Raw genomic sequence first — 24423 nt, forward strand, 5'->3', positions numbered from 1 at the left:
GGAGGTAGCATGGCAAATCCGGTTCTGATCGAAGTTTTGCGCGGCGCCATTGTCGAGAGCGCCCATCGCGGCGCCGTTGCCGTCTTCGATGCCGACGGCAAGCCGGTGCTGGAGATCGGCGATACGTCCAAGCCGGTCTTTCCGCGTTCCGCCGTAAAGGCGATCCAGGCCCTGCCGCTTGTCGAAACGGGTGCCGCGGATGCCTATGACTTCGGCAATCGCGAACTGGCGCTGGCCTGCGCCTCCCACTCCGGCGAACCGGCGCATGCCGAACTGGCGCGGTCCATGCTGGCCAGGGCCGGGCTGAACGGGTCGGCGCTCGAATGCGGGGTCCACTGGCCCTCGAACCATGACGCCGAGATTGCGCTCGCGCGTGCCGGTGGTTTACCGAATGCGTTGCACAACAACTGTTCCGGCAAGCACTCCGGTTTCCTCTGTACCTGCGTCCATGCGGGCATCGCGCATCGCGGCTATGTCAGACCGGATCACGCCATGCAGGAAATGGTGCGCGACGCCATGGAGGCAGTCACCGGCGCTGTGCACGGCCCCGAGGAACGCGCGACCGACGGTTGCTCGATCCCGACCTATGCGGTGCCGCTCAGGAGTTTCGCGCTCGGCTTTGCCCGCATGGCCGCGGCCCACGGCTTTGGCCCGGAGCGGGCGAAGGCCGCGAAGCGGCTGCTTTCGGCCTGCATGGCGGAGCCGTTCTTCGTCGCCGGCACCGGCCGCGCCGATCTGTTGCTGATGCAAGCCGCTCCCGGACGAATTTTCGCCAAAGGCGGGGCCGAGGGCGTCCACTGTGCCGCAATTCCCGAACTCGGCCTCGGCATCGCCGTGAAATGCGATGACGGTGCCGGGCGCGCCGGCGATGCAATCGCCGCCGCCGTGCTTGCCAGGTTGTTGCATGCGGACGAGAGCCTGTCCGCGAGACTGCTCCAATTGGCGAATCCGCCCATCGAAAGCCGGATTGGCGCCAAGGTCGGGGCGCTGACGCCGACGCCGGCCTTGAACTGAAAGCAACAATCAGCTGACGCGGTTGCGCTCGACGGTCAGGTGCGCATAGCCGCTGCTGCTGGTCTGGGTGAGGTCTGATGTCACCGGCTCGGCCCAGCGCTGGCCGACAACCGCTCCGTTCGACGCGCCGTCGATGACGTTGTCGGAGATGACGGCCGTGCCGGCACCTTCGACTACGCTGACGACGATGCCGGTGCCTGCCTTGCGAATGATGTTGCCGGTGGCCACGACGTTGCGCAGATACGGCCCCCAGCCGATCGACATGCCGTAGAGCGGCGCGTTCTCGATGACGTTGTTGGAAGCGACGGTGTCGGCCTCGACGGCGATCCCAACGCCGAAACCGGGTGGATCCGCGGTATAGGGGCCTGATGTCGACAGATTGCGCACCATGTTGCCGGAGCAGACACCCATGCGGCCGCCTTCGTTGAAGTTGACCATCGAGATGCCGTTGGCGGCGCCGTCGACGATGTTGTTGGAGATGACGGCACCCTCGAACGAGAACTCGGAATAGACCGCGGTCTCGCCCGAGCGCGAGCAGGTATTGCCCGATATCTGCAAATTGCTGGAACTGTTGGCCCGGATCGCCGAGAAGGCACAGTCCGAAACCACATTGCCCGAGATGACGACATTGCCGGCGCGGAAGGCATTGATGCCGTTGCCGTTCTGGCCTGTACCGCCGCTGCGCGCGCCAATGCGTTCGACGCGGTTGCCGGTGACCATGGTGTCGTCTTCCGCCGCTTGCCAACGGTGCACCAGAATGCCGCCATTGGCGCAATCGGAGACGGTATTGCCGGTGATTGCCAGCCCTGCGGCCTCCACCGAATAGATGCCGGCGTCCGCCGCCCCGGATATGTCCGAACGCTCGATCCGGCCCGCGGCATGTTCCAGCGCCAGCCCGTTCTTGCCGCTGCCCGTGATCTGGCAGTTGTCCACCACGAGGTGCGCCACCCGGCGCAGATCGAGCAGCCCCTGCGCATAGTTGCCCATAGAGCGGTTCGCGCCGTCGAAAACCAGTCCGCTGAGTTCGATATGGTCGGCCTGTTCGGCCATAAACAAATGGCCGTCGCCACCATAGACGATCCGCGTCGCGCCCGGCACGCCGGAAAGACGCACGCGCTCAGGCAGCGAGAGATTGGACACCACATAGGTGCCGGGCGGCAGGAAGACCGGCATGTCACGGCCATTCGCGTCGCGCAGCAGCTTGGCGAAAGCCTTGCTCTGGTCGTCAAACGTGCCGGGCTGGACGCCAAGTTCGGTGGCGTTGATCGAGCCGCGCATCGAGGCTTTCTCGATACCGGTCAGGCTGGCGGCCGCCGCCTTGCCGAGCGCGAGGCCCATGACCGCAAAGCCGGCGGTCTGCTTCAGCAGCGTTCGTCTGTTCAACATCGGCACAGAATCCCAGTGTTCAGCCCCGGCGCCGCAGGAATCATGCCAGACGTTCAACACGCCTCTTCTCGGCGGCAATGACTTGTCGGGCAGCCACTCGGCGCCTAAGTTCAGGGGATGAGCCGAGCTTTCACCCGCGAAGAAGACAGCGAAAACGCCATCGCCGGTGTTGGCGAGCGGCCGATCAGCACGCACCGCAACCTAGTGACGGAGCGCGGCATGGCGCAGATCGAGGACAATCTGGCCGATCTGCGCGATACATGGCGAAAGCGGAGCGGAAAGCCGACCGCGAGCGCATTGCGGTCGTGTCGCGCGACCTGCGCTACTGGACCGCGCGGCGCGAGAGTGCCGAGCTTTCCGTGCCGGAGCCCGGCAGTGATGTCGTCCGCTTCGGCATGGGTGTCACGCTGCAAAGTGACGACGGCAAGAAGGTGCACTGGAAGATCGTCGGCGAGGACGAAGCCGACCCGGCCAAGGGCAGCATTTCGCATGTCTCGCCAATGGCGGTTGCGCTATTCGGCAAGAAGGTTGGCGACGTGGCCAGCGTCAACGGCAAGGAGTGGGAGATCGTCAAGCTCTCGGAGAGCTAGTCTTCAAGCTTGACGACATGGTCGCGGAAAAGCGCGGCCTCACCCGCTTCGTCGATCTCGCCGGCCGCGACGGCCATGACGAATTCGTAGAGCGTGCCGTTGTCGGCCACCAGGACATGGCCGTTCACGATCAAAAATGCGCCGGCGGCGACGATCGATGTCCGTTTGTTGCCGTCGACAAAGGCATGGTTCCTGGCAATGCCGAAGACATAGGCGGCTGCAAGGTCCTCGACCGAAGGCTCCCCGTAGTTTGCCTTGTTTTCGGCGCGGGGAAGCGCCGGTTCAAGAGCATTTTCATCTCTCAGACCTTGTGCTCCGCCGTGCCTGCGCAATTGCTCTGCATGCATCGCTTCGACTGTGCGCCGGGTCAGGGACTCCCAACTCATTCGGCGAGCTTCTGAAGCGCGACCTTGTACTTGTCCATGACCTTGCGAGCAGCTTCCATCTGCCGTTCGAAACTGTCATCCACCGGCTCAAGGGCAATGCCCTTATCCGTTTCGACGATCTGGAGTTGATCACCGGTCTTCAGTGCGCTGGATGTTGCAACAGATATTATAACAGTTTCGTCAAGACGATAGCAGCCGATCCAGCAGCCGCTCAGCCGCTTCCGGAATGACCGTGCCCGGCGGGAAGATTTCCGCTGCGCCTGCTTGCAGCACCGCATCGTAATCCTGCGGCGGGATGACGCCGCCGGCCACGATCAGCATGTCGCCGCGGCCGAGCTTCTTCAGCGTGTCGCGCAATTCGGGGATCAGCGTCAGGTGACCCGCTGCCAGCGATGAGCCGCCGATGATGTGGACGTCGTTCTGGACAGCCAGTTTCGCGATCTCTTCCGGCGTCTGGAACATGGCGCCGACGGTAACGTCGAAGCCGAGATCGGCGAAGGCCGTGGCGATCACCTTCTGCCCGCGGTCGTGGCCGTCCTGTCCCATCTTGGCCACCAGGATGCGCGGCTTGCCGCCGTTTTTCTTTTCGAACGCATCAAGCTTGTCCTGCAGGCGGTCGACCACCGGATTGTCGCCAAGCGCTTTGCCGTAGACACCGGAAATGGTCTGCACCGTGGCCACATGGCGGCCATAGGCTCTTTCCAGGGCGAACGAGATTTCGCCGACAGTGGCATTGGCGCGCGCGGCGCGGATTGCGAACTCCAGGAGGTTGTCCTCGCTCTGTGCGGCACGAGTCAGTGCATCGAGCGCGCTTTCCACTGCGGAGACCTCACGCGTGCCTTTCAGCCGTTGCAGCTTCGAGAGTTGCCGGGCCCTGACCTCGGCATTGTCGATCTTCAGCACGTCGACCGCGATATCGGTCCCGGGGCGATGCGCATTGACGCCGACCAGCATCTGCTCGCCGGAATCGATGCGCGCCTGCGTGCGGGCCGCTGCTTCCTCGATGCGCAGCTTGGGTATGCCCTTTTCGATGGCCGCCGCCATGCCGCCGAGAGCCTCCACCTCCTCGATATGGGCGAGTGCACGCGCCGCCAGATCGTGTGTCAGCCGCTCGAGATAGGCCGAACCGCCCCAAGGATCGATGATGCGTGTGGTGCCGGATTCCTTCTGCAAGATGAGTTGCGTGTTGCGGGCGATGCGCGCCGAATGGTCGGTCGGCAGCGCCATTGCTTCATCGAAGGAGTTGGTGTGCAGCGACTGGGTATGCCCTTGGGTCGCGGCCATCGCCTCGATCATGGTGCGGATGATGTTGTTGTAGGGATCCTGCGCCGTCAGCGACCAGCCGGAGGTCTGGCAATGGGTGCGCAGGGACAGCGACCGCTCGTCCTTTGGCGCGAAGTTCTTTTTCATCAGCGTTGCCCACAACAGGCGTGCGGCCCTGAGCTTGGCCACTTCCATGAAGAAGTTCATGCCGATCGCCCAGAAGAACGACAGGCGCGGCGCGAAACGGTCGATGTCGAGCCCCGCCGCGACGCCGGCGCGGGCATATTCGATGCCGTCGGCGATCGTATAGGCGAGCTCCAGGTCGGCGGTCGCGCCGGCCTCCTGCATGTGATAGCCGGAGATCGAAATTGAATTGAACTTCGGCATGTTCTTCGAGGTGTAGGAGAAGATGTCCGAGACGATCCGCATCGAGGGCTTCGGCGGATAGATGTAGGTGTTGCGGACCATGAATTCCTTCAGAATATCGTTCTGAATGGTCCCGGCCAAATCCTTCTGCGCGACGCCTTGCTCTTCCGCCGCCACGATGTAGAGCGCCATGATCGGCAGCACCGCGCCGTTCATCGTCATCGACACGGTCATCTCGCCGAGCGGAATGCCGTCGAACAATTGCCGCATGTCGAGGATGGAATCGATGGCCACGCCGGCCATGCCGACATCGCCGGCGACGCGCGGATGGTCTGAGTCATAGCCGCGGTGCGTGGCGAGATCGAAGGCAACCGACAAGCCCTTCTGGCCGGCGGCAAGGTTGCGCCGGTAGAAGGCGTTGGATTCTTCGGCGGTCGAAAAGCCGGCATATTGCCGGATGGTCCAGGGCTGCTGGACATACATGGTCGGGTAGGGGCCGCGCACGAAGGGCGGCAGGCCCGGATAGGTGTCGAGATGCGACAATCCCTTGAGGTCGCCCTGACTGTACAGCTGCTTGACAACAAGGCCTTCCGGCGTTGTTCGCTGTCCCTTGACCTCGACAGGCGCGCGGCGCGGCGGCACCCAGCCGATCTGCCTGAAATCCGGAATCAAGAAGCAGCCCCGATGGATTGATCGATGCGGACCGGAGACAACGCTTCGCACAGGACGACGCCCTCGGTGAAGGCAGGCCGCTTCTCTGCGTCCAGCGTCTCGACCGGCCGCTCGCTTTTCAACGGATAAAGCGTGCAGCCGACAATGGCCCGCTCGCCTGACTTGAAGGCTATGGCGCGATGGGCGGCGGCGTTGCGGACGCGCTGCTGGATATGTCCGTCCCGAAGGCTGGACAGCACGCCACCTTCAGCCTCGATGGCCTGTAATTCGGCCCACGCGGCTTCGCAAAGGTCTGAGGTGAGCGCTTCGACGGCGCCGGAGCCATGGGCGGGATCGGCAACATGATCGACATGGCTTTCATTGGCCATGATCAACTGCGCGTTGCGCGCGACGCGGCGGGCAAACGCCGCCGGCAGGCCGTGCGCCATCGTATGCGGCAGGATTGAGATTGAATCGGCGCCTCCCGCCGCCGCGGCGAAGCAGCCGATCGTCGTGCGCAGGATGTTGGTTTCGGGATCCAATGCCGTCATCATGCGAAAAGATGTCTCGGCATGGATGTTGGCCGTGGAATTAGGGATCGAGCAGGCCTCCTGCACGCGTGCCCACAGCCTGCGCAGGGCTCGCACCTTGGCCATCGACAGGAACTGGTCCTGGTCGACGCTGAGCGCGAAACCGATATGAGGCGCGGCATAGACGAGCGGTTGCCGTGCCTTCTCGAACATTCTCAGATACGAGACCGCCGAGGCCAGCATAATGCCGAGTTCCTGCGATTCCGTGGCGCCGGCATTGTGGAAGACGCGACCGTCCGCCTCCAGAAGCACACCCGGAACGCCCATCGCGAAGAAATGCGCCAGCGATTGCGGCATGGATTCCTGCAGCGCCTCGATCGACATGCGCAGCCGGCCGGTGCCGGCGAGGATAGCAGCCGGATCGATGCCGAAGGACAGGTTGAGCTTTGCCGGATCCGAACGGCGCTTGCTCAGGAACGCCACCAGCCAGTCGGCCATGGGGCGGCTCCAGGGGTGGGTGTCGATACGGATCTGGACCCGGTTGAGTGGCACGCCCTCCAGCACCGTCTCGAGCGCCTGCGCCGTCCTCGGCAGGCCGTAGCCGAACGCGTTCGGGGCACCCTCGAAGACGAGCGACAATCCCGTCGCGCCCTGAGCGATATCTTCCAGGACCTGGCTCTTGGCGCGTTCGACATCGGGGTCGTCGACGCGCTGGCTGACGATCCACGGCAATTGAGGATTGGCGCGCACGATCGGTTCCGTTCCGGTCGCGCGTTCATAGAGCGGCTCGACGCGGATACTGTCGTCGGTATGCGAGACCAGCTTTTCCTCGAAGGTTGCGCCGGCCAATGCTTTTTCCGCCAGGGTCAGCCATCGCTGACGCTCCGCATTCGTTGGCTCAACATCCCTGGTCAAGGCTCCGGCGCCCATTCATCGTCCTCGTTCTATATGGCCGCACCAGCCCGGGCAGCTCAATCTACGGTTCCCGGCAAGTTATCGCAATGCACGCCCAGGGCTTGAATTCGACCCACCTGATATTCGATCCACCTGATATAGGTCGCTTGCCTGGACGGACCATGAACGATTGCCAAACACCATCGAAATCCGCAAGTTCTAAAATCCGATTTTGGCGACTGGTCCGATTTGGACGATAGCCCTGATTGGCTGATTGGCCCCGCCTTGGACAATTGTCATTGTCGCTGTGCGGCGGCCTCACTATACCTTCGGGCAAAGGCTGGCTTTGGACCACATCAGTTTTGCGGAGACCCGACCTATGGCTGACGACATTAGTATTTTCATCGGCGCCAGCCGCAAACCCGACGACAGCTATCAGCGCGCCGAAAACCTGCTGCTGCAATACGGAAATCGCCACGGCCTGGTGACCGGCGCCACCGGTACCGGCAAGACCGTCACCTTGCAGATCCTGGCGGAGGGATTTTCCAACGCCGGCGTGCCGGTCTTCTGCGCCGACATCAAGGGCGACCTTTCCGGCATCGCCATGATGGGCACCGCCCAGGATTTCCTGGTCAAGCGGGCAGAACAGGTCAAGCTCGACCCGTACGACTTCCAGGAATTTCCCGTCATCTTCTGGGACCTGTTCGGCGAGCAGGGCCACCCCATCCGCGCGACCATTTCGGAAATGGGACCGCTGCTTCTGTCGCGGCTGATGAACCTGACCGACGCGCAAGAAGGCATCATGAACATTGCCTTCCGCATTGCCGATGAAGAGGGCCTTCTTCTCCTCGACCTCAAGGACCTGCAGGCGCTGCTCGCCAACATCGCGGAGCGAGCCGAAGAAATCAGCGCCCGTTATGGCAACGTCACCAAGCCGTCGGTGGGGGCGATTCAGCGCACGCTTCTGGTCCTTGAGCAGCAGGGCGCGGCGAACTTTTTCGGCGAGCCGGCTTTGCGCATTGCCGACATCATGCGCACCACCCGGGACGGGCGCGGCGCCATCAGCGTGCTGGCCGCCGACAAGCTGATGATGAATCCGCGCCTCTACGCGACGTTCTTGCTCTGGCTGATGTCGGAGCTGTTCGAGGAACTGCCCGAGGTTGGCGACCCCGACAAGCCGAAGCTGGTGTTCTTCTTCGACGAGGCGCACCTCTTGTTCGACGAGGCGCCGAAGGTGCTGATCGACCGGGTCGAGCAGGTGGTCCGCCTGATCCGCTCGAAAGGCGTCGGCGTCTATTTCGTGACGCAGAACCCCTTGGATATCCCCGAAAAGGTCCTGGCCCAGCTCGGCAACCGCGTGCAGCACGCGTTACGCGCCTACACGCCCCGCGAGCAGCAGGCGGTGAGGACGGCGGCCGAAACTTTCCGGCCCAATCCCGATTTCGACTGCGGCACCGCCATCACCCAACTCGCCACCGGCGAAGCGCTGGTGTCGACCCTGGAGGCCAAGGGCATTCCGTCCATGGTCCAGCGCACGCTGATCCGCCCGCCGTCATCGCGGCTTGGACCCATCACCCCGGCCGAGCGGCAGAAGCTGATCGGGGAAAGCCCGGTCACCGGCCAGTATGACCAGGTTATCGACCGCGAATCGGCTTTCGAAATGCTGCAGAAGAAGGCCAAGCAGGCGCAGGACGCCGAGGCGCAGGCGCAGCAGACCGGCACCGGCGGCTCGCGCTGGACCATTCCAGGCTTCGGCAATGACGATCCGGCGCCGCGGTCCGGTGGCCGGCGCGCGCCGGCGCCGCGCCCCTCCAATCGCCAGACAGTGGCCGAGGCGGCGATCAAGTCGGTGGTTCGCTCGGTCGGCTCGTCGGTCGGACGTGCCATTGTGCGCGGAATATTGGGCAGCCTGTCGCGGGGGCGGTAGATCGGGGCAGCGGCAACGCCGCTGTCCCCTGAAACTCAGAAGATCGCGTTCGTGACCGCTTTGACTGGGCCGAGCAGCACCGATCCATCCGGCACGCCGGCATCGATCGGGATCGCCTTGTGGTTGGCCGTCGCCACCATCGGCTGGCGAGCGTCGCTGGTCACGATGACCGGCGTTTTCGAGGGCACGCGGTCATAAAGGTCGATAATGTCCTGGTTCATCAGGCGCACGCAGCCCGACGACACCGATTTGCCGATCGAGCGCCATTCCGGCGAGCCGTGCAGGCGATAGAGCGTGTCCACATTGCCCTGGAAGAGATAGAGCGCACGTGCGCCGAGCGGGTTCTTCAAGCCGCCAGGCATGCCGCCATTGTCGGCGCTGTACTGCTTCAATTCCGGCTGGCGGGCGATCATCTCATCCGGCGGCGTCCATTTCGGCCATTTCTGCTTCCACTGGACGACGGCGTCGCCCGACCATTCGAAGCCGGCGCGACCAAGGCCGACCCCATAGCGAATGGCCTGGCCGCCCGGGCGAACCAGATAGAGGAAGTGGCCTGTCGTATCGACGACGATGGTCCCCGGCTTCTGCCCGGTCGGGTCGGGGACGATCTGGCGCAGGAACTGCGGATCGATCCTGTCGACGGGGATGGCCGGCAGATCGAAGCCGCCATCGTTGACCGCCGCGTACATCGACGCATAGTCGGCGAGCGGAGGCTCGACATAGGTTGGTGGCGGCGGCTCGGCTGGCCCCGGTCCGGTAGTGGCGCATGCGGAAACCGCGATCGAGGCGGCGCCCAGGGCTGCGGCGTTGAGGAAGCCGCGACGGCTCAGGCGATAGGATTCGATTTCGGTTATGGACATGGCTGCCTTCTTCAAGACTCAAATAGCAACAAAGCGTCAACACGCCGACGTTCGCTGCGGGTGCCTGACAACACCTGAGGCGATAGGCGGTTCCGATTCTGGCCCGAACGTGGACAAACAAAGGCGAAGCTGTGACTGCGCCGCCACTGTGGCGCTGGGGCCACAGGCCAGCTAGGCGCCCGATACGAGGGCCTCCAGCGATGGCAGGATCAGGGCCGGTGGCAAGTCCTGGTATTCCTCCGGCTGGTTGGAGCGGTTGATCCAGACCGTGCGGAAGCCGAATTTGGTGGCGCCCGCAATGTCCCAGCGGTTGGAGGACTGGAAGGAGACCGCGCCGGGGTAGAGGCGCCATCCGGTGGCGACCACGTCGTAGACAACAGGATCGGTCTTGAAGCGACGCACCGCATCGACCGAATAGATGTCGTCCAGGACCTGGTCGAGTGCCGCCGACTTGACCGCTGCCTCCAGCATTTCGGGCGAACCGTTGGAGAGGATCGCCAGCCTGGCGCCCGAAGCCTTGAGCGCTTTCAGGACGGCGGGCACTTCGGGATAACAGTCCAGTCGCCAATAGGCTTCCAGCAGTTTCGCCTTAAGGCTCGGATCGGCCGAAGGGACCTTGCGCAAGGCGAAGTCCAGCGCCTGTTCGGTCAGCTGCCAGAAATCGACATAGGCGCCCATCAGCGTGCGAACCCAGGAATACTCGAGCTGTTTGGCGCGCCAGATTTCGGACAGGAGTTGGCCGTCCGGGCCGATCGCGTCCGCATGGCGGCGCACGGCGGCGTGCACGTCGAACAGCGTGCCATAGGCATCGAACACGTAGGCGGCGTATTGCATGGCAACAGTTTTGAGGCGAGGCGGGACAAGGTGCAAGCCTTGATTGCAGCGCACCCGTCGCTGGCCTCAACAAAACTCCCCAATGCTGGTTGACGGCGGCGGTCAAAGCATCATCCAATGTTGTCACACAAGATTGACCGGAACGGGAAAACGCGATGACACTGGCGGCGGCGGCGCAATCCGCGACATGGACTTTCGTCGATGGCGATTGGTACGAAGGCAATGTCGCCATTCTCGGGCCGCGCAGCCATGCCATGTGGCTCGGCACCAGCGTGTTCGACGGGGCGCGCTGGTTCGAAGGCGTGGCGCCCGATCTCGAACTTCATGCCGCACGCGTCAATGCCTCGGCGATCGCGCTTGGGCTGGCGCCGAACATGACGCCCGAGCAGATCGTCGGGCTGACCTGGGACGGGTTGAAGAGATTCGATGGTAAGACGGCGGTCTACATCAGGCCGATGTACTGGGCCGAGCATGGCGGCTACATGGGCGTGCCGGCCGATCCCGCCTCGACCCGTTTCTGCCTTTGCCTCTATGAATCGCCGATGATCTCGCCGACCGGCTTTTCGGTGACCGTGTCGCCATTCCGGCGCCCGACCATCGAAACCATGCCGACCAACGCCAAGGCCGGCTGCCTCTATCCCAACAACGGTCGCGCCATCCTAGAGGCCAAGGCGCGCGGCTTCGACAACGCGCTTGTGCTCGACATGCTGGGCAATGTCGCGGAGACGGGAAGCTCGAACATCTTCCTGGTCAAGGACGGCCATGTGCTGACGCCGGCGCCGAACGGAACCTTCCTGTCCGGCATTACCCGCGCGCGCACGATGACGCTGCTCGGCGACTATGGGTTCACGACGACTGAAAAGACGCTGTCGGTGCGGGATTTCCTCGAAGCGGACGAAATCTTCTCGACCGGCAACCACTCCAAGGTGGTGCCGGTCACCCGCATGGAGAGCCGCGATCTGCAACCCGGCCCGGTGGCCAAGAAAGCACGTGAACTCTATTGGGAGTGGGCGCATTCGACCTCGGCTGGCTGAGATAGCCGGCCTTTTTGTCGCCGCGCGGCTGGTCGCAGGAAAAGCGTGTGACAGTTCCCGGGAACCCGCTTAGAAAGGGAACCGGCGCTTCACTTCCGGAGTTGCTCCAGCTCAATCCCGACCTATCTTACTCCGGTATCCACACCGGATTTTCCACGAGGGAGTACTACCCATGGCTTTCGAATTGCCCGCTCTGCCCTACGACTATGAGGCCCTGCAGCCCTATATGTCCAAAGAGACGCTGGAGTATCACCACGACAAGCATCACAAGGCCTATGTCGACAACGGCAACAAGCTCGCCGCCGAAGCCGGCCTTGGGGATCTTTCGGTCGAAGAGGTGGTGAAGCAATCGTTCGGCAAGAATGCCGGTCTCTTCAACAACGCCGCCCAGCACTACAATCACATCCATTTCTGGAAATGGATGAAGAAGGGCGGCGGCGGCAACAAGCTCCCTGGCGCGCTGCAGAAGGCTTTCGACAGCGATCTCGGCGGCTACGACAAGTTCAAGGCTGATTTCATTGCCGCCGGCACCACGCAGTTCGGTTCGGGCTGGGCCTGGGTTTCGGCCAAGGACGGAAAGCTGGCGATCTCGAAGACACCGAACGGCGAGAACCCGCTGGTTCATGGCGCATCGCCGATCCTCGGCGTCGACGTCTGGGAGCACTCCTACTACATCGATTATCGCAACGCCCGGCCGAAATACCTCGAGGCCTTCGTAGATAGCCTTATCAACTGGGATCACGTGCTCGAACTCTACGAAAAGGCGAATTCCTGATCAGTCTTCCGAAAGGCCCGGCACCCCCGGGCCTTTTCTTTTCGTTTCGAACCCCACGGCAAGGGTCGTGCAATTTCATGCGGGAGAATGGGAATATTCCACCTCCGCATCCGTTAACGTCGTGTCCTGAAATGCCTCACCACGGAGCCAAATGAATGAGAAAGCTTGTCATCGCCATCTCCATGCTCGCACTCGCCGCATCGGCGGCCTTTGCCGATCCGATCCTCGACCGGCAGGCTCTGATGAAGGAACGCGGAAAGATCGTCGGCGGCCTGTCGAAAGTGGTCAAGGGCGAGGAGCCCTTTGATGCCGCCGCGGTGCTGACCCAGTTGCAGGCACTGCAGGCAAATGCCGAGAAGTTCGATGTAGAGGCCTTGTTCCCGAAGGGCACCGACCGCGGCGACACCACGGCGTCGCCAAAAATCTGGGAAGACATGGCTGGCTTCAAGGCGGCCGAGGATAAGTATCTCGCCGATGTCAAGGCTGCGGTCGCGGCGGCTCCGGCCGACGTCGATGCACTGAAGACGCAGATCGGCACCATCGGCTCGGACTGTGGTACCTGCCACCAGGGCTACAGGGTCAAAAAGGGCTGATCGCCAGCCATGGCATGGCTGAAGAAACTCGTCGTCGCGGCCCTCGTCCTGGGCGTCGCCGGCGCGTCGGCGGGGTGGCTGCTGTCGGCACCGGTCACGCTTGATGCGGCGACCCTGGCGCAACTCGGCCCAGGCGATGTTGCCCGGGGCAAGCGTATCTTCTATGCCGGCGGCTGCACCTCCTGCCATGCCAAGCCCGGGTCGCAGGGCGACGCACGCCTTCAGCTCGTAGGCGGGCTTGAACTCAAGACGCCATTCGGCACCTTTGTTCCGCCCAATATTTCGCAAGATCCCAAGGACGGCATCGGCGCATGGTCGGTCGGGGATCTCGCTAACGCCCTGCTGAAAGGTGTGTCGCCTTCGGGCGAGCATTTCTATCCGGCATTCCCCTATGCCTCCTATGCTCGCATGAAACCGTCAGATGTCGCCGACCTCTATGCTTTCTTGAAGACGCTTCCCGCCGTCGCCGGCAAGGCGCCAGGCAATTCGCTGGCGTTCCCGTTCAGCATCCGGCGCGGCATTGGTTTGTGGAAGCGGCTCTATCTCAGTGACAAGCCTGTCGTGCCCCTGCCTGATGGCGCGTCAGACCCTGTGATGTCAGGCCGCTACCTGGTCGAAGGGCCGGGTCATTGCGGCGAATGCCATACGCCGCGCGACTTGGCTGGCGGCACCAGGAAAAGCGAATGGCTGGCCGGTGCGGTGGCCGCCGAGGGCTCGGGCGTCGTGCCGAACATCACTTCGGGCGAGGGAGGTATCGGCAGCTGGTCCGCGTCCGACATCGCAAATTACCTCGAAACCGGATTCACGCCGGATTTCGATTCCGTCGGCGGCGCCATGGTGGACGTTCAGCGCAACATGGCCGAGCTGACGGCGGAGGACCGTGCGGCGATTGCTGCCTATCTCAAGGCGGTGCCGCCGCATCCCAACGGCTATCCGGCGCGCAAGAAAAGTACGAACTAATCCTCGGACTGCAGGTGGCGATCGCCGAGGAAATCGAAGCCCGTTTCGAAGAAAAGGTTGTAGTTGCAGGTCATTTCCTCGCCAGGCGCGATGTCGCGCAAGGCGTAGGTCTCCTCGGGCGACGAGACATCGCAATTCGGCTCGTCGTCATGGTTCATGTAGCGGGCGTCGTCGGCTTCGAAGACGATATAGGCCGGATCGCGACGGTCGGGATAGGAATAGCGGTCGAGATAGTTCTTCACCGGCCCGGTTTCGCCCTCATAGGTCTCGACGTCGATGATCCGATCGAACCGAGGGTCGAGCTTCCACACCAGCGTGCCCTTGGCAATATGGTTCTTGGCAAACACACCGATGCCCTGGATCGGCGATTTGTCGAGATAGACGTCGACGAGCAGCATAGTGGACCCTTGTGCAAGTGCGGGCGTCGTGCCCGGGAAAATCGTGCTTTGGGTAGCGCGCGACCGTCGCAATTGCGAGCGGAAATGAGCCGCGCGGAATTCAAAAAGTGATGATCATGCCGACGTGGGTCGCCTGACCTCAGCGCTGTTGCAAGGCGAGGCGGACACCCAGGGCGCAGTAGATGCCGCCGACAACCTTGCCTTGCCATTTCAGCACTGTCGGATTTCGGCGCAGGAAACCGCCGAGCCGCCCTGCGCTCACGGCAAACACGACCGTGCTGAAAAGCCCCAGCATGACGAAGATGATCCCCAATACGGCCAATTGAACCATCACTGATCCGTTTTCGGGCCGCACGAACTGAGGCAGGAACGCCAGGAAGAAAAGCGCGGTCTTGGGGTTGAGCACCTCGGTCAGGACAGCCTGTCGAAACGCCTTGCCGGCGGAGGTTGCAAGCGCGCCGGCGGTCGGATCGGTTGGCACTTTCTCGATGATGGCCCGAATGCCGAGGTAAACGAGGTAGGCCGCGCCGATATACTTTACGATGCTGAACAGCGTCGCCGATGTGGCGATGATCGCCGAGATCCCGACCATCGCCATGACGGTATGAAACACATCGCCGGCCGCGATCCCACCGCCGGTGGCTATCCCGACCCTCGTCCCCGAACTCGTTGCGCGGGCGATCGTCAACAGCGTGGCCGGGCCCGGAATGAAGACAAAGCCGAACACAACCGCCATGTAGGCTATCGCTGTGGACAGATCGATCATCGCGGCGTTCCTCCGTGAGCTATGCCTTGTCCGTAACCTTCAGCGTGAAGGCATAAGTATAGGCGATCTCCTCCAGGCGTGAAAACCGGCCGGAGGCACCAGCATGGCCGGAATCCATGTTGATCTTGAACAGTACCGGATTGTCGCCGATCTTGCGGTCGCGCAGCCGCACAACCCATTTGGCCGGCTCCCAATAGGTGACGCGCGGATCGGTGAGACCGGCGAGCGCCAGGATCGGGGGATAGTCGAGCGCGGCGACATTGTCGTATGGCGAATAGGCGGCGATCGTAAGGTAATCGTCGGCCGACGCGATTGGATTGCCCCATTCCGGCCATTCCGGCGGGGTCAGCGGCAGGGTTGCGTCGAGCATGGTGGTGAGTACATCGACGAAGGGAACCTCGGCTACGATGCCGCCGAAGCAATCCGGCGCCATGTTGGCGATGGCGCCCATCAGCATACCGCCGGCCGAGCCGCCTTGCGCGACGATCCGGTCATGCACGGTATAGCGCTCGGCAACGAGGTGGCGGGCGCAGGCGATGAAATCGGTGAAGGTGTTCATCTTGTGCGCCCGCTTGCCGTCGTCGTACCAGCCATATCCCTTGTCCTTGCCGCCGCGCACGTGGGCAATGGCAAAGACGAACCCGCGGTCCACCAGCGAGAACCAGTTGGTGTTGAAGGCCGCCGGCACGGTGATACCGTAGGAGCCGTAACCGTAGAGCAGACATGGCGCGGAGCCATCCAGCGGCGTGTCGCGGTGATGCAGAAGCGAGATCGGCACCAGTTCGCCGTCGGCCGCTGGCGCCATCAGCCGCCTCGTAACGTAGAGATGCGGGTCGTGGCCGGACGGCACTTCCTGGGTCTTGAGCAGCACACGCTCACGAGTGCGCATGTTGTAGTCGAACATCTGCGACGGTGTCGTCATCGACGAGTAGGAAAAACGCATCATCTCGGTGTCGTATTCCAGCGACCCTGAAAGGCCGAGCGAGAAGGCTTCCTCATCGAAGGAAATCAGATGCTCTTCGCCGCTGGCCCGATCCCGCACGACGATGCGTGGCAGGCCTTCCTTGCGCTCGAGCCGGACCATGTGGTCCTTGAAGCCGATCACCGACAGGATCAGCCGGCCCGGTTCATGCGGCACCAGTTCCTGCCAGTTGGCGCGGACCGGGTCGCTCGCCGGCGCCGTCATGATCTTGAAGTCCTTGGCACCGTCCGCGTTCGTCAGCACGAAGAAAATGTCGCCGCCTTCCTCAAGTTCATATTGAAGGCCGGTCTCGCGCGCCGAAACCAGCTTCGGCTCGGCAAATGGATCGCTGGCGCTCAACAGGCGGCATTCCGAAGTCTCGTGATCGTTGATGCCGATCATGATCCATTGATTGTTGCGGGTCCCGTCGACGTTCATGAAGAAGCCGGGGTCGGTTTCCTCATAGATCAGCCGGTCGTTTTCAGGGGTCTGCCCCAGTGCGTGGAACAGCACCTTCGACGGCCGGTGGTTGGGGTCGAGACGCGTGTAGAAGAACCCGTCATTGCCCGCGTCCCAGACCCCCGAACCGCCGGTGGCCTTTATCTGGTCCGCCAGTTCCTTGCCGTCGGCAAGGTCGCGCACACGCAGCGTGTAGAATTCCGAACCCTTGTCGTCGAAGGCCCACAGGAGCTTGCTATGATCGGCCGAATGATCGACGCCGCCAAGCCGGAAATAGGCCTTGCCCTCGGCCTCGGCGTCGCCGTCAAGCAGGATCTGCTCGGGTCCGCCGCCGCGCGGCGTTCGGAAATAGCGCGGCTGCTCGCCGCCGAGCTTGAAGGAAGAGCCGTAGGCATAAGGCCCGTCCTTCATGGGAACGGAAGAATCATCTTCCTTGATGCGGCCCTTCATCTCCTTGAAAAGCTGCTTTTGCAGATCTGACGTGTCGGCCATCAGCGTCGACTGATAGGTATTCTCGGCTTCGAGTTCGGCGCGGATCCGAGGATCGAGCAAGGAAGGATCCCTGAACATTTCTTGCCAGTTATCCGCTCGCAGCCAGGCATATTCATCGGTTCGCGTTTTGCCGTGATGCGTGTCCGAGACGGGCCTTTTCTCGGGGGCAGGGGCGCTGGCGATTGGAAATCGGGAAGTCCTGGTCATTGCGTCTCGCTCTGGAAATATCTTGAATGACGAATGAACACGCCGATCAGGGCAGGTTCAAGAGCCGTGGCGTAGAGGTGGTGTCGGCCCATGTGACGGCCGGGAGGAGAGAAGATGAGCATTCGGTCTCGTATTGCTGCGGTTTTCGCCGTCGCTTCGCTAGGTCTGGCCTTTGCCGGCCAGTCTCATGCGACCGTATTTTCGGCTTGGCAAGTGGCCAATGTGCCGTTCGGCGACACGCTGAATGTGCGCAAATATCCGTCGGGAACATCCCAGAAGCAGGCCGCCTATCCGAACGGGACCGTCCTACAGATGACCGGACGATGCACCGGCGGCATAAACCTGCTCGATATCGCCAATCAACCGGCATGGAAACAGCAGCAGACGGTTCGCTATCGCTGGTGCGAAATCTGGCATGAGCCGGCCAAGAACGGCACCTTAGTGACCGGCTGGGCATATGGCAGATACATTATCCCGTATTGAACACCATATCCCGTATTGAACACCATCGATTTTGGCCCCCACGGGTTCGGCCGGCGGGCATGTCGCCTGGTTGCCCGCCCGACAGAGATGAGCGGCAACCTGTGGTTTTGAGGACAGATGAGAACAACCAAGTTTGCCGAAGCGACGGCAAAGCAAACGAGAGCATTGAAACCTGATTTGTGAGTTATCCCGAATGTAATGGTGGGCTGACGTTACGTCAGGCTTTGTCGGTTTGGCGGGCGAAATATCGAAAAATTACATGATGCACGAAAGATTGAAGCTGATCGCGCAATAGTTGACCAACATTCACAAATATAATGCACACAGCGAATTGACTTACTTGACCTGCGGCCGCATTGATGTCCCCGTAACACGAATCGCAGCAGCTCTATGTGCGCAAATTCGTGCGATGCCCTGCCTGTAAAAAGGGGCACAGACCGACGTAACTCTTGTTGGGGCCTGAAGACCATGGATATTGTCGAAACACCTTCCAGAAACAATGACGCGCTGATCGAGCTCACCGCCGATGTGGTGGCAGCCTATGTCAGCAACAATCCCGTGCCGGTCGGCGAACTGCCGAACCTGATATCCGATGTCCATGCCGCCCTCGGGCGTGTGGGCGGAACCGTCGAACAGGCGCCTGCGGACAAGCAGAAGCCGGCTGTCAACCCGAAGCGTTCGGTTCATGACGATTACATTGTCTGTCTTGAAGACGGCAAGAAGTTCAAGTCGCTCAAGCGTCACCTGATGACCCACTACGATCTGACGCCCGATCAGTATCGTGAAAAGTGGAACCTGGACCCAAGCTATCCGATGGTTGCCCCGAACTACGCGGCGGCCCGCTCGCAGCTTGCCAAGAAGATGGGTCTCGGCCGCAAGCGCAAGGCGGCGCGGTAGTCGCTACTTGCCAGATTGGATTGAAATCAAACGGCGCCTTCGGGCGCCGTTTGATTTCAGGGGGTGGGTGGAAGATCGACCGGTCGGTCAGGCAGTCTGGGCGAGCGCCATCTCGGCATCGCGTTTGATGCGCTTGACCATCGAGCGAAGGCCGTTGGCACGCTGGGGCGACAGGTGCTCGTCGAGGCCGAGTGCCTTCAGCGTCGCTTCCGCATCGGTTTTCTGGATTTCGCTGGCCGTCTTTCCGGAAAACAGCGCCAGCATGATCGCAACCAATCCGCGCACGATATGGGCGTCCGAATCGCCGGTAAAGGTGATGACGGGGTCGGGGCCCGGACCCCGTCCGGTGGTCAACCAGACCTGGCTGACGCAACCTGGCACCTTGTTAGCGGCGTTGCGCTCCGCATCGGGAAAGGGCGGCAGCGCTTCGCCGAGTTCGATGACGTAACGATAACGATCCTCCCATTCGTCAAGGAACGAGAAGTCGTCGCGGATGGTCTGGATCGTGGTCGTCATGACCCGGATATAGTCACGGGGCGGCGCCGCGTCACGGAAAAAACAAGGACACCGCGGGCGTCGAGAGGGCAGACTGCCCGCGGTGCGCCGTCGAGACGGCTTAATTGTCTATCCGCAGGTTGACCGTTTCAGGCAGGACCACTTCCGGTACGCTGCCCGTCATTGTCGAGGTGTCGGGACCGGCGGATTTGTCGTCCAGCATGGCAGCCGCGATCTTGGCGGTTTCCTTGGCGCGTGCGGTGATGGTGTGCATCGCCGACTTACCCGTCTCGCAGACATCGGGCTTGCGTTCGCAGATACCGGCGATGTCGCCGACTGCGTCTCGCGCCGCGAACAGAGCCTGGATCGGCCCGACGCTTTCCTGGCCCGTTTCATCGGACCCGACACCCAGCGGCAGCGCCAGCAACACCAGTGAAAACCAGAAAGCCATTCTTATCAGGAAGAACATGCCTTGCCTCTCGTCGTGACCGGATCATGCATCATATGGCATGACCTCTTTTATGGGCAGGATGTTGGCACAGAGGCACGAAGGACGGCTTGCATGATCGCCGAGAATTTTCCTCAAATTTTAGGCAAATTCGAAACGAAACGTTTTGCTGCGGATTTGTTTCATATCGGGACGATTCTCCTCACCATTCGATAACCATCTATCCCGTTGAATGAATTGTGTCTTTGATGAAACAAAGCGGCTTCGGTGACTTGGCCGGCGGTCCCATGACAGGCCTGCCGGGATAACCCTCCGTTTACTATGGCTGCATTTGACCGGGTTTTCGGCCGCCGCCATCCCGATATTTGCCGCAGGGCGGGCCTTGGTCGGCCCTGCCTTATCCATTCCTTAAACGCTGGATGCGAGTTTCAAAGCCAATCAAGACAATCTGCAAAAGCAGAGCTGTTCACGACGAGTGCGAGTGCGTTGAATTGATGCCGATCGAGGCCAGATACGCTGAATTGCCTGGTGCAATGGCGGCCGGTTGTGAGCGCATGGTTCATCCCAGCGTTCTCGAACGGAGCGACCGCGAGCGCCAGCGCCGTTTCATCGGGGTGATGCTGGCCGCGCCGTTCTTTGCCGCGGGTGCTGCGGTCACGCTGGTTACATCGGGGATGGGCGCCGCGGTTACCATGGCCGCCATTTTCGCGGCCTTCGGCCTGTGCTGGTTCGTCGCCCTGCTGGTAGCCGCGACCGGCAAGATGGCTGCCGCGGGGCCGGTCGCCCTGGCGATGGCGGCGATTGCCCTTGCCGGTCTCATCGGTGCCGCCGGCGGATTGAGTTCACCTGTCGCCATGCTTGCCCTGGCGCTGCCATTCGAAGCCTGGTGGATCGGCGCGTCACGGCGTTCGGCATTATGGGGGGGCGCGACAGCCGTCATCGCCATCGCCCTTCCGTCGTTGTCGGCTGCCTTCCTTCCATTCGCGGACGCGCACATCGCCGCCTGGCACTGGCTGGTGCCATTGGCCTGGGCGCTGGCCCTCATCCCGCGCGCATCGGCCTTTCGCGGCACTTCCGGCGCGGCCGATACGCTCCATTCGGGTGACCGACTGGAAGACATCATCGACGCGGTGGTCTTGCGGGTCGCCCGCCACGGCGAAGTCGTGGATGCATCTGCCAAGGCGCGTACGCTTCTGAAATTGCCGCCTGAGCTGTTATCTGGAACGGGCCTCTTCGACCGGGTCCACCTGTCGGACCGTGTCTCCTATCTCAGCGCCCTGGCCGACATGCGTGACGGTGCACGGTCGCGCCGCCTCGAATTGCGCATCAGGCTGCCCCAGAGTGGCAACGGCGCCCACAACGGAAACGGCTTTGTGGCCGACAATTACCAGCCATTCGCGCTCGAACTGGTGCGTGGCGAGAAACAAGGCGACGTCTTCACGCTTGTCCTGCGCCAGAATGACGAGATGGCGCGACTGCGCGAAGAACTGGCGCAAGCCAATGAGACGGCGGCCGCCGCCGAAGTGGCCAAGGGCCGGTTCCTGGCAGTCGTGAGCCATGAACTGCGCACGCCGTTGAACGCCATCATCGGCTTCTCCGACATGCTGCTGCACGAGATGTTCGGCGCCTTCAAGGATCCGCGCCAGAAGGAATATGTCGGTCTGGTACGGGATTCGGGCCAGCATCTGCTGGCAGTGGTGACATCCATACTCGACGTATCGAGGATCGAATCGGGCGTCTACGCCACCGAGCCGGAGCCGTTCCGTTTCGTGGAAGCCGTGGACATGTGCCAGTCGATGATGCGGCTGCAGGCTCAGGCCAAGAATATCGACCTGCAGACGCAGATCGCCCCTGACGCCGGCGATATCAATGCCGATCGCCGTGCCGTACAGCAGATGCTCATCAACCTCGTTTCCAACGCGATCAAGTTCACCCCTGACGGTGGCGATGTCGTCGTCGGCGCCAAGCGGATCGGCTCACGTCTGCATTTCTGGGTGAGGGACACCGGTATCGGCATTGCCGAGGAGGATTTCGCCAATCTCGGCAAACCCTTCACGCAGATCCAGAACGATTATACCCGCCGTTTCGAGGGCACGGGTCTTGGCCTTTCCCTGGTGAAGGGGCTGGTGGCCTTGCATGAAGGGACCATGTCGATCGAAAGCATGCCGGGCGAGGGCACCACGGTGACCATTAGCCTGCCGGTCGGCGGGCCGAAGGGGCGCCCCGCCAACCCGACCGGAGTGCTGACAATGCCGGTGACGAGGGCGAAAGGGGACGGAAATGGCTCGCTCCGCAAAACAGGCTAAGGCGGTCAAACGCCGCGGCAATGCCTTTCAAGACGGCGCCATCGCCGTCGGCGGCATGATTTCGCGCAATCCTGTCCTGGTGGGAGGATCGACCGCATTCCTGGTGACGCTATTCTACGTCTCGGCGAATGCGCTATGGTATCAGCCTTTCCCGCACGCCGGGGCGTTTTTCGCCACACGCAATTTCCAGGGCTTTCCGCACGCTGGCGCCGACGAGCCCGAGACGACAATCAACATCGTGAGGTCCAATGCCGCGCCCGCCCCGATAAAGGGCGACCCGGTGGTCGAGCAGGTGCAAGGCATATTGAAGGACCTTGATTTCTACTCCGGCACCGTCGACGGCATCTCCGGCCCGAACACGCGCAAGGCCATACAGGCCTATCAACAGAAGGTCGGACTGAACGCCTCGGGCGAGATCGACGCGCTGCTCCTGGATCAACTGGGTGCAACGCCGAAGACGGCTGCCGTGCCGAAACCGCAACCCCGTCCTGACATGCCGCCAGCCGCCGTTCCCGTGTCCCTGCAGACCAACGAGGCACAGGCGAATGCCGCTTTGCAGGGGCCTGACCCCCGCATCGTCAAGATCCAGGCCGGGCTGAAGGCCTTCGGCAATGACGACATGCAACTGGATGGCGTCGTCGGCGCACGCACCAAGGCGGCGATCAAGGAGTTCCAGTCGCTGTTCGGCTTGCCGCAGACCGGCGAGCCCGACGAGATCGTCTATGTCAAGATGCGCGAGATCGGCCTCACCAACTGACGGCCGAAAACGACGCCTCGCCCTCCACGGGAAATTTCGGTAGAGAGGGCCCGCATGTCCTCGGGAGTCCTCCATGCGTGTAACCGCTGATCTGTGGGTCTCGGCCCTGTTGCGCCGGGTTTTCAGCGCAGGCGGATTTGCTGCCGTGGTCAATCGCGGTGCGACGGAGGCCGGGGCCGTGTTCATCCTGGCGCGGGGCAGGCTGGGTGAAACGGCTCTCTACGGGCCGGCACCGCAGACAAGCTACGATTCGGCCAAGCCCGAAGACCGTTTTTTCAGCCTTCTCGCCGCCAGCGAGGATGCCGCCGTACTCGATGCGAGACTGGAACGCGAGAAAAAATTCGATCCCGACATCTGGGTGGTCGAGATCGAGGCCGGGAGCGTTCCCGTCGAGCAGCTTATTTCCGTGAAGACGCCCTGAGGTCGGGAGCGTCGGCTTCGTCGCTGTTGGAGGCCTTGCGGCTGTCGCCGTTTGCCGGTGGTTTGCCGCGAACCGCCTTGGACAGGGTTACGGCCTTCCACTCCCGCACTTTATCCAGGGCAGCGTCGCGATGCAGCAGGCGGTAGCGGTCGAGATAGGTGCGGATGGCCTGGGGATGCGGGAACAGGCCGGGATAGACGGCGACCGTGACCAGGAATGCCCGGTCCTCGCTGAAGTCGAGCGAGCGCAGCGCCGCAAGCAGCGGCGCATAATTCTGGTGGGCGGTCAGCGATTGCGCGATCGCAAAATCGATGTCGAGAGCGTCCGCTAGCGCGGTGTGGAACAACGCGGCGTTTCCCGTCAGTGCCGTCTCGCGCAGTTTGACAAAGGTGTCCGCACCGGGAAACGCCTCGACCTTCGCCGCCAAGGCCTGGTCGCCAGTGCGCATCATGGAGCGCAGCTTGCGCCGCGCGCTCTCGGCGGCAACGCCGGGCGTTTGCTGGCCGGGCGTTTGCTGGCGGGGCGTTTGCTGGCTTGTCGCGCTGTCCGGTGTCGCTTGCGCCTGCACGACAAGGCTCTGCGCCGGGGCTGCGTCCGGATCCCGCCTCCGCACCAGGGTCGGCCTTTCGAGCGCTCTGATCAGATCGGCGATGGTCGGGTTCAGGTCCTTGCGCCGCGCTATGGCGCGCGCATGCGGCAACCCATGCCGGCCAATCAGCGCGATCAGGTCGATATCGCTGATGGCGCGCGAGCGGATGAGCAGTGGAGCGGCAATGTCGACCGGTTCCTCGCAGAGGCGCCGCACCAGGGCCGCGGGTGCGTATTCGCATTCGGAAAGGGCGGCTGCCACGTAGCGCCGCGATTCGACGGATACATCGTCGAACAGAGGCAGCGTCAGGTCTTCGAGCTGGCCGATCTCCCGGCGCGACGGTCGCGTCAGCGAGCAGAACGCGGAAACGGCGGCGCGGAACAGCCTTTCGGCTTTTCCCGATTGCGTCCTTATCGCGATTTGCCTGAAATCCGAAGATGACACGAAGGATACGCCTGACACCAGATACACACTCGACCTCGCGGCACCGGGACTATGCCGGTTTCGCGATTGCCTCGGTCAGAACTCTCTGACCCCGGGAACAAAGATCAATTTAGCGGCGATCCGTTAGCGCTCCGTTAACCCTCTGCCGGCCTTAATGATATTTGGAGGCGTGGCGTTGTGCTCCGGGGAAACCGAGAGGAATGCGCGAATCATGGGCATGGTACTGTCTTTCGTGCC

23 protein-coding genes and 2 pseudogenes are annotated in these 24423 nt (G+C 62.4%); 12 read left to right on the top strand and 13 right to left on the bottom strand.

The genetic code is table 11. From position 1 onward, the window contains the following. Nucleotides 1-9: 9 nt before the first annotated feature. The gene (locus AC3CB8_RS15185; protein WP_352564962.1) at nt 10-1014 is read left to right on the top strand and encodes an asparaginase; all 1005 of its coding nucleotides are present in this window, start codon (nt 10-12) and stop codon (nt 1012-1014) included. Nucleotides 1015-1023: 9 nt separating this feature from the next. Here the strand turns inward: AC3CB8_RS15185 and AC3CB8_RS15190 are convergent, their stop codons facing one another. Continuing rightward, nucleotides 1024-2400, bottom strand: a complete 1377-nt coding sequence (locus AC3CB8_RS15190; protein WP_352564964.1) for a TIGR03808 family TAT-translocated repetitive protein — start codon at nt 2398-2400, stop codon at nt 1024-1026. Between the two features lie 117 nt (nt 2401-2517). Between AC3CB8_RS15190 and greA the strand changes: the two are divergent. After that, nucleotides 2518-2990: pseudogene (gene greA / locus AC3CB8_RS15195) on the top strand (transcription elongation factor GreA). Here greA and AC3CB8_RS15200 read toward each other — a convergent pair. From AC3CB8_RS15200 to AC3CB8_RS15215, 4 genes and pseudogenes are all read right to left on the bottom strand, one after another. Continuing rightward, nucleotides 2987-3376, bottom strand: a complete 390-nt coding sequence (locus tag AC3CB8_RS15200) for a type II toxin-antitoxin system death-on-curing family toxin (protein ID WP_352564966.1) — start codon at nt 3374-3376, stop codon at nt 2987-2989. The pseudogene greA and the gene AC3CB8_RS15200 sit on opposite strands and share 4 nt — an antisense overlap. Then, nucleotides 3373-3519: pseudogene (locus AC3CB8_RS15205) on the bottom strand (AbrB/MazE/SpoVT family DNA-binding domain-containing protein); the annotation flags it as partial. The gene AC3CB8_RS15200 and the pseudogene AC3CB8_RS15205, both read right to left, overlap by 4 nt. Before the next feature lie 37 nt (nt 3520-3556). Continuing rightward, nucleotides 3557-5677 (bottom strand): methylmalonyl-CoA mutase, encoded by a 2121-nt coding sequence (scpA, locus tag AC3CB8_RS15210; RefSeq protein ID WP_352596545.1) that lies wholly within the window; start codon nt 5675-5677, stop codon nt 3557-3559. Then, nucleotides 5674-7116, bottom strand: a complete 1443-nt coding sequence (locus AC3CB8_RS15215) for a methylmalonyl-CoA mutase subunit beta (protein WP_023771546.1) — start codon at nt 7114-7116, stop codon at nt 5674-5676. Before AC3CB8_RS15215 ends, scpA begins: the two co-directional genes overlap by 4 nt. A gap of 343 nt (nt 7117-7459) precedes the next feature. Between AC3CB8_RS15215 and AC3CB8_RS15220 the strand changes: the two genes are divergently transcribed. After that, nucleotides 7460-9007, top strand: coding sequence for a helicase HerA-like C-terminal domain-containing protein (locus tag AC3CB8_RS15220; RefSeq protein WP_023771547.1), 1548 nt, complete (start codon nt 7460-7462; stop codon nt 9005-9007). 35 nt (nt 9008-9042) lie between these two features. Here the strand turns inward: AC3CB8_RS15220 and AC3CB8_RS15225 are convergent, their stop codons facing one another. Beyond that, nucleotides 9043-9867, bottom strand: coding sequence for a L,D-transpeptidase (locus tag AC3CB8_RS15225; RefSeq protein ID WP_023771548.1), 825 nt, complete (start codon nt 9865-9867; stop codon nt 9043-9045). A 171-nt stretch (nt 9868-10038) separates the two neighbouring features. Further along, nucleotides 10039-10701 (bottom strand): haloacid dehalogenase type II, encoded by a 663-nt coding sequence (locus AC3CB8_RS15230; protein WP_023771549.1) that lies wholly within the window; start codon nt 10699-10701, stop codon nt 10039-10041. 155 nt (nt 10702-10856) lie between these two features. Between AC3CB8_RS15230 and AC3CB8_RS15235 the strand changes: the two genes are divergently transcribed. From AC3CB8_RS15235 to AC3CB8_RS15250, 4 genes are all read left to right on the top strand, one after another. Next, nucleotides 10857-11735, top strand: a complete 879-nt coding sequence (locus AC3CB8_RS15235) for a branched-chain amino acid aminotransferase (RefSeq protein WP_352548117.1) — start codon at nt 10857-10859, stop codon at nt 11733-11735. A 172-nt stretch (nt 11736-11907) separates the two neighbouring features. Further along, nucleotides 11908-12510, top strand: a complete 603-nt coding sequence (locus tag AC3CB8_RS15240) for a superoxide dismutase (protein ID WP_352564971.1) — start codon at nt 11908-11910, stop codon at nt 12508-12510. A 155-nt stretch (nt 12511-12665) separates the two neighbouring features. Then, complete coding sequence (locus AC3CB8_RS15245; protein WP_352564973.1) at nt 12666-13103, top strand: c-type cytochrome; 438 nt, start codon at nt 12666-12668, stop codon at nt 13101-13103. Between the two features lie 9 nt (nt 13104-13112). Next, nucleotides 13113-14063 carry a cytochrome c gene (locus AC3CB8_RS15250; RefSeq protein ID WP_352564975.1) on the top strand — a complete coding sequence of 317 codons (951 nt, stop codon included), beginning with the start codon at nt 13113-13115 and terminating at the stop codon, nt 14061-14063. Here AC3CB8_RS15250 and AC3CB8_RS15255 read toward each other — a convergent pair. The 3 genes from AC3CB8_RS15255 to AC3CB8_RS15265 all read right to left on the bottom strand — a co-directional run bounded on the left by AC3CB8_RS15255 (nt 14060) and on the right by AC3CB8_RS15265 (nt 17346). Next, nucleotides 14060-14461 (bottom strand): SET domain-containing protein, encoded by a 402-nt coding sequence (locus AC3CB8_RS15255; RefSeq protein ID WP_023771554.1) that lies wholly within the window; start codon nt 14459-14461, stop codon nt 14060-14062. The two genes, AC3CB8_RS15250 and AC3CB8_RS15255, sit on opposite strands and share 4 nt — an antisense overlap. 139 nt (nt 14462-14600) lie before the next feature. Continuing rightward, nucleotides 14601-15227 carry a LysE family translocator gene (locus AC3CB8_RS15260; RefSeq protein ID WP_352564977.1) on the bottom strand — a complete coding sequence of 209 codons (627 nt, stop codon included), beginning with the start codon at nt 15225-15227 and terminating at the stop codon, nt 14601-14603. A 19-nt stretch (nt 15228-15246) separates the two neighbouring features. Continuing rightward, complete coding sequence (locus tag AC3CB8_RS15265) at nt 15247-17346, bottom strand: S9 family peptidase (RefSeq protein WP_352564979.1); 2100 nt, start codon at nt 17344-17346, stop codon at nt 15247-15249. A 114-nt stretch (nt 17347-17460) separates the two neighbouring features. Here AC3CB8_RS15265 and AC3CB8_RS15270 point away from each other — a divergent pair, with 114 nt between their 5' ends. Both AC3CB8_RS15270 and AC3CB8_RS15275 read left to right on the top strand, forming a co-directional pair. Beyond that, nucleotides 17461-17829 (top strand): SH3 domain-containing protein, encoded by a 369-nt coding sequence (locus AC3CB8_RS15270; protein WP_352564981.1) that lies wholly within the window; start codon nt 17461-17463, stop codon nt 17827-17829. Between the two features lie 468 nt (nt 17830-18297). After that, nucleotides 18298-18726 (top strand): Ros/MucR family transcriptional regulator, encoded by a 429-nt coding sequence (locus tag AC3CB8_RS15275; RefSeq protein WP_015318648.1) that lies wholly within the window; start codon nt 18298-18300, stop codon nt 18724-18726. A gap of 87 nt (nt 18727-18813) precedes the next feature. Here the strand turns inward: AC3CB8_RS15275 and AC3CB8_RS15280 are convergent, their stop codons facing one another. Both AC3CB8_RS15280 and AC3CB8_RS15285 read right to left on the bottom strand, forming a co-directional pair. Next, the gene (locus tag AC3CB8_RS15280; RefSeq protein WP_023784298.1) at nt 18814-19242 is read right to left on the bottom strand and encodes a SufE family protein; all 429 of its coding nucleotides are present in this window, start codon (nt 19240-19242) and stop codon (nt 18814-18816) included. Nucleotides 19243-19342: 100 nt separating this feature from the next. Continuing rightward, nucleotides 19343-19690 carry a DUF5330 domain-containing protein gene (locus tag AC3CB8_RS15285; RefSeq protein WP_023771560.1) on the bottom strand — a complete coding sequence of 116 codons (348 nt, stop codon included), beginning with the start codon at nt 19688-19690 and terminating at the stop codon, nt 19343-19345. A 533-nt stretch (nt 19691-20223) separates the two neighbouring features. On the opposite strand from AC3CB8_RS15285, the gene AC3CB8_RS15290 reads away from it, so the two are divergent. The 3 genes from AC3CB8_RS15290 (at nt 20224) to AC3CB8_RS15300 (ending at nt 23153) form a co-directional block, all read left to right on the top strand. Continuing rightward, nucleotides 20224-21975, top strand: coding sequence for a sensor histidine kinase (locus tag AC3CB8_RS15290; protein WP_352564983.1), 1752 nt, complete (start codon nt 20224-20226; stop codon nt 21973-21975). Then, complete coding sequence (locus tag AC3CB8_RS15295) at nt 21950-22732, top strand: peptidoglycan-binding domain-containing protein (protein WP_023794930.1); 783 nt, start codon at nt 21950-21952, stop codon at nt 22730-22732. The genes AC3CB8_RS15290 and AC3CB8_RS15295 overlap by 26 nt, the downstream gene beginning before the upstream one ends. Before the next feature lie 73 nt (nt 22733-22805). Next, a complete protein-coding gene (locus tag AC3CB8_RS15300; RefSeq protein WP_023771563.1) occupies nt 22806-23153 on the top strand; it encodes a DUF1491 family protein in 348 nt (115 codons plus the stop codon). Here AC3CB8_RS15300 and AC3CB8_RS15305 read toward each other — a convergent pair. After that, a complete protein-coding gene (locus AC3CB8_RS15305) occupies nt 23131-24186 on the bottom strand; it encodes a hypothetical protein (protein ID WP_352564985.1) in 1056 nt (351 codons plus the stop codon). The genes AC3CB8_RS15300 and AC3CB8_RS15305 overlap by 23 nt on opposite strands. Nucleotides 24187-24423: the final 237 nt, after the last annotated feature.

This window comes from Mesorhizobium sp. P160927, from assembly GCF_057766385.1.